The sequence below is a fragment of the uncultured Acidaminococcus sp. genome, assembly GCA_900538365.1.
Classification (GTDB): Bacteria; Bacillota; Negativicutes; order Acidaminococcales; family Acidaminococcaceae; genus Acidaminococcus.
The window spans coordinates 1-4893 of sequence record UPXT01000070.1 but is presented as its reverse complement, the minus strand read 5'-3'; the positions used below and the strand labels follow the sequence as shown (position 1 = coordinate 4893).

General features: G+C 50.8%; 5 protein-coding genes. 3 read left to right on the top strand and 2 right to left on the bottom strand.

Going from position 1 to position 4893, the window contains the following annotated elements; genetic code table 11:
- Positions 1-133 precede the first annotated feature (133 nt).
- Genes gatC through gatB form a run of 3 tightly spaced genes read left to right on the top strand, consistent with a single transcriptional unit; the run spans position 134 to position 3347 of the window.
- Positions 134-421: an Asp-tRNA(Asn)/Glu-tRNA(Gln) amidotransferase subunit GatC gene (gene gatC / locus QZQ08_RS09575; protein WP_009014970.1), complete on the top strand. Its 288-nt coding sequence runs from the start codon at positions 134-136 to the stop codon at positions 419-421.
- A 14-nt stretch (positions 422-435) separates the two neighbouring features.
- Entirely contained in the window at positions 436-1902 is a 1467-nt protein-coding gene (gene gatA / locus QZQ08_RS09570; RefSeq protein ID WP_296331382.1) for an Asp-tRNA(Asn)/Glu-tRNA(Gln) amidotransferase subunit GatA, read from the top strand.
- Positions 1902-3347, top strand: coding sequence for an Asp-tRNA(Asn)/Glu-tRNA(Gln) amidotransferase subunit GatB (gene gatB / locus QZQ08_RS09565; protein WP_296331378.1), 1446 nt, complete (start codon positions 1902-1904; stop codon positions 3345-3347). The genes gatA and gatB overlap by 1 nt, the downstream gene beginning before the upstream one ends.
- A 483-nt stretch (positions 3348-3830) precedes the next feature.
- Here the strand turns inward: gatB and QZQ08_RS09560 are convergent, their stop codons facing one another.
- Positions 3831-4271, bottom strand: a complete 441-nt coding sequence (locus QZQ08_RS09560) for a DMT family transporter (RefSeq protein ID WP_296331375.1) — start codon at positions 4269-4271, stop codon at positions 3831-3833.
- Between the two features lies 1 nt (position 4272).
- The gene (locus QZQ08_RS09555; protein ID WP_296331372.1) at positions 4273-4707 is read right to left on the bottom strand and encodes a DMT family transporter; all 435 of its coding nucleotides are present in this window, start codon (positions 4705-4707) and stop codon (positions 4273-4275) included.
- Positions 4708-4893: the final 186 nt, after the last annotated feature.

Sequence of the window (4893 nt, the reverse complement as noted above, 5' to 3'; positions counted from 1 at the left end):
TAAGCTGCAACACAATCTTATATGGGTCTCCCGAGAAAATGTTGACACATACAAGGCGGGGCGGGGGATGTTCACACGTCCCTTCATGTGATATAATCATTAGATGTTAAAAGTATAGACAGGCGGTGAGACCATGAGTATTACAGCGAAAGATGTCAAACATATCGCAACTCTGTCGAGACTCAATGTGCCGGCAGATGAGCTGGAAAAATTCGAGGACCAGTTCAACCAGATCCTCAATTATGCGGAAATCCTGAAACAAGTCGATACGACGGGAATTGAACCTTCTCCTTATGTCCTTCCGACGAGCAATGTCTTCCGTGAAGATGTGCCCCAAGAAGGGCTCTCCCACGAGGACGCCATGAAAAATGCACCGGAAGAACATGATGGCGGCTTTAAGGTACCCCGCGTCATCGAATAAGAGGAGGAAGCACTGTGACGTTATATAATGAAACTGTTCACGATCTCCATGAGAAGCTGACCAAAAAAGAAATCAGCTCCGTGGAACTGACCGAAAAAGTCTTTGACCGCATTGACAAAGTCGAAGACAGTGTCAATGCATACATTACCTTGGATAAAGAAGGGGCCCTGAAGAAAGCCCGCGAAGTCGATCAGAAGATTGCCGCCGGTGAGGCCATTAAGCCGCTGACGGGGATTCCCGGCGCCATCAAGGACAATATCAGCCTCAAGGGTATGCGCCTGACGTGTGCTTCAAAGATCCTGGAAAACTTTCAGCCCGTCTACGATGCCCACGTCATTGAAAATCTCCGTAAGGATGATACGGTCTTTATCGGTAAGACCAACATGGATGAATTTGCCATGGGTTCCACGACGGAAACAAGTTATTTCAAAGCCACGTCGAACCCTTGGGACCTTACCCGCGTACCGGGCGGTTCTTCCGGCGGCAGTGCCGCTGCCATTGCAGCTGGCGAAGCCATTTGGTCCCTTGGCAGTGATACGGGCGGTTCCATCCGTCAGCCTGCTTCCTTCAATGGCTGTGTAGGGATCAAACCGACCTATGGCCGTGTTTCCCGTTATGGCTGCATTGCCTTTGCTTCTTCCCTTGACCAGATTGGGCCAATCACGAAGGATGTGACCGATGCGGCGATTGTCCTTAACACAATCTGCGGCGTAGACGCCCACGATTCGACCAGTGCAAATGTCCCTGTGCCTGATTTCACGAAAGCCCTGAAACAGGACGTAAAGGACATGGTCATCGGCCTTCCGAAGGAGTTCTTTGGCAAGGGGACCGATCCCAAAGTCGCTGAACAGATCAAATTGACGGCTAAAAAATATGAGGAACTGGGCGCGAAAGTCGTTGAAGTTTCCCTGCCTCATACGGAATATGCCGTCATCACGTATTATATCATCGCACCGGCAGAAGCTTCGGCTAACCTTGGCCGTTTTGACGGTGTTCGTTACGGCTTCCGCGATCTTTCGGCCAAATCGGCTCCGGAAATGATGGCTGCCACCCGTACGGAAGGCTTTGGCGAGGAAGTTCGCCGCCGCATTATGCTTGGGACTTACGTTTTGAGCTCCGGTTATTACGACGCTTACTACAATAAAGCCATGCAGGTCCGTACCCTCATCCGTCAGGATTACCAGAAGGCCTTTGAGACCTGTGATCTCCTGCTTACCCCGACGAGCCCGGTCGTTGCCTATTCGCTTGATGCCAAGATGGACCCCCTGACGGTCTATATGCTTGATGTAACGACCATTCCGGTCAACATGGCCGGCCTGCCCGGTATCTCCATTCCCTGCGGATTTGTGGATGGCATGCCCGTTGGTGCCCAGCTCATCGGTAAACCGCTTGGCGAGGAAACCCTGCTGCGCGCCGCTTACACCTTTGAACAGGCTACGGAATTTCACAAAGCCGTGGCGCCCCTGGGAGGTAAGAAATAATGACTGAATATACTACTGTAATTGGTCTTGAAGTCCATGCCGAACTGAAGACGAAGACCAAAGCTTTCTGCTCCTGCTCCACTGCCTTTGGCAGCGAACCGAACACCCATGTCTGCCCTGTCTGCCTTGGCATGCCTGGCGCTCTGCCGGTCATGAACAAGCAAATGGTTGAATTTGCCCTGCGGTTTGCTCTGGCCGTCAACTGCGATATCCAGCACTACAGCAAATTTGACCGGAAAAACTATTACTATCCGGATCTTGCTAAAGCCTACCAGATTTCCCAGTTCTATCAGCCCATTGCTTTGGGCGGTCATGTCGATGTCAACGTAAATGGTGAAACCAAGCGCATTGGCATTACGAGAATCCATATGGAAGAAGATGCTGGGAAGCTCGTCCACTCCGGTGCTACCATTTCAACGAGTGACTCTTCCGCTGTTGACTATAACCGTGCCGGTGTGCCCCTGATCGAAATCGTTTCCGAACCGGATATGAGAAGTGCGGCTGAAGCCCGCGCTTATATGGAAAAACTCCGTTCCTACCTGCAGTACACGGAAGTCTGCGATGGAAAGATGGAAGAAGGGTCCATGCGCTGCGATGCCAATATCTCCATCATGCCTGTAGGCAGCAAGGAATATGGTACCCGTGCAGAAATCAAGAACCTGAATTCCTTCAAAGCCTTGGAACGGGCCATTGAGTATGAAGTCCAGCGTCAGAAAGAGATCCTTGAAGACGGCGGTCACGTTGTCCAGGAAACCCGTACGTGGGATGATGCCCAGGGCATGACCTTTTCCATGCGTTCCAAGGAAGAAGCCCATGATTATCGCTATTTCCCAGAACCGGACCTTGCACCCATCATCATTGATGATGCCTGGATTAAAAAGGCCAAGAGCGAACTGCCCGAACTCCCTGATGCAAAGAAAGACCGCCTCATGAAGGAAAAGGGCCTCGATGAATACAATGCTGAACTCATCGTATCGGATAAGAAATTTGCCGCTTACTTTGATGAAGCCGCCAAAGCAACGGAAGACGCCAAGAGCGTAGCCAACTGGATGCTCGGTGACGTATCAGCTTATCTTAATGCCAATAACGTGACCATTGGCGATTTCCCCGTTTCTCCGACCCATCTGGGGGAAATGGTCAACCTCATCAACAAAGGCGTCCTTTCAAGCAAGCTTGCCAAGAAAGTCTTTGCGGAAATGCTCAAGACCGACAAAGCCCCGGCTGCCCTTGTTAAGGAACTGGGCCTTGAACAGGTGAGTGACGCTGGCGCTATCCAAGCCATGGTCGACGAAGTCCTTGCTGCCAATCCGCAGTCTGTTGCCGATATCAAAGCGGGTAAGGATAAAGCCATTGGCTTCCTTGTTGGACAGATCATGAAGAAATCCCGCGGCAAAGCCAACCCGGGCATGGTCAATCAGATGATCAAGAAAAGCATTCTCGGCTAAATGAAATAATAAATAATGGCATCCCAAGGAATTGGGATGCCATTATTTGTATGGGAAGGAAAGGCGCGACAGCGGAAGTTCGAGAAACATGCCTAATGAAGATTAAGTTCCGCCCTTTTCCGAAGGGCGGTTTGGCGACGGCATTTCAGCCTTTTCATGGCCTCGCGCCGGAGTGCAGCGTCAGGAATCTGCCTATCTTTACGCGTTTGCAATTTCCGCTATTTCCATGGTTCTAGGAATGAATTGGCAGGCACTTCCACGCAAATCTGGGAGGCATCCTTTAGCGGTACCGCTCTATTCGGCTTGTGCGCCTTCCTGTTTTAACTTACAACTCAAAACTGAAAACCCACAACAGACCCTGTCCTCCATCGTGAGACGGATCTCCTGCGATACGGCATGAGCCCATTGCTTCAGAAGAATCTTTTCTAAAGCAATGGGCTCACGTTCTTCATCAAAGCGGAGAGGTCTTTGCTCCGCGTAAGATCAACCATGCGTCGTCAGATACACCCCTACAAAAATCACACCTGCTCCGATAATCTGGAGCAGTCCAATGGGATCTGCAAAAATAAGATACCCGGCCACCATTCCCATGACGGGCGTGAAGTTCAAAAAGACGGAACTGACGCTGGGACCGACGTTCTTGACGCCGATGTTCCAAAAGACGTTGGCGGCAATTCCCCCAAAAAGGGTGATATAAAGATAGGAAAGAAAGGGAACAGGCGGCAGAGGGGAAAGGATAAGGGTATGTGAAAAAATCCCATAAATCGCGGTTCCGGCTGTTCCACAAAGACTGCACCAACCAAGGGCCGTAAGTACGTCCATGTGGCCCGTCAGCTTTCGGGAAGCAAGGCTGTAAAAGGCCCAGGCTAACTGGGACGCAATACAGAAGACGTCGCCTACATTGAAGCTCAAGGTGCGGATCATGTCAAAATCCCCTTTGGTGATGATTGCAAGGACGCCGCCAAAGGAGAGCAGGATGCCCAGCCACTGTTTCGTGGAGGATCAGGCAAACGCAGACCGACGTAATGGCTGGTGTCGTAGCCGTAATAAGGGTGCTGTTTGTCACTGTCGTAAACTGGAGACCGTGGAACTGGAGCACGGAGTTGAGCATCTGTCCATTGATGCCCATAAAAACAATCCACGGCCAATCTGCCTTGCGTGGGAAAAGCTTAGCCGTGTCCCGGCCGAGACGGAAGTATTGGTAAAAGAGGATCACCATCCCGACGACGAGGAATCGGAAGGTCGTAATGGTTGCTGGCGTCCAATGGGGGAGCAGCCATTTGAGCGTAATGGGCTGGAATCCCCACAAAAGCCCGATGAGGGCCAAGAGGATATATGTTGCATTCGTGCTGATGGTCATCGCCCCCTTTGGTATCATAGAGGCATTATATCACAGAAGGCGTTGAAAAAACGGATGGGGGCCATTTATCTTTCCGATAATATGGCGGCAGCATGAATCCATTTCCTTTAATGAAAAACGAGGAAAGAAAGGGCGGATTGTATAATTAAGTTGAACACTTAAAAATCCATAGCGAACCCTTGTGGT

Bases quoted from the DNA above. Each gene is read 5' to 3' on its own strand.
- gatC (WP_009014970.1), top strand. From the start codon at position 134: ATGAGTATTACAGCGAAAGATGTCAAACATATCGCAACTCTGTCGAGA.
- gatB (WP_296331378.1), top strand. From the start codon at position 1,902: ATGACTGAATATACTACTGTAATTGGTCTTGAAGTCCATGCCGAACTG.
- QZQ08_RS09560 (WP_296331375.1), bottom strand. From the start codon at position 4,271: ATGATCCGCACCTTGAGCTTCAATGTAGGCGACGTCTTCTGTATTGCG.
- QZQ08_RS09555 (WP_296331372.1), bottom strand. From the start codon at position 4,707: ATGACCATCAGCACGAATGCAACATATATCCTCTTGGCCCTCATCGGG.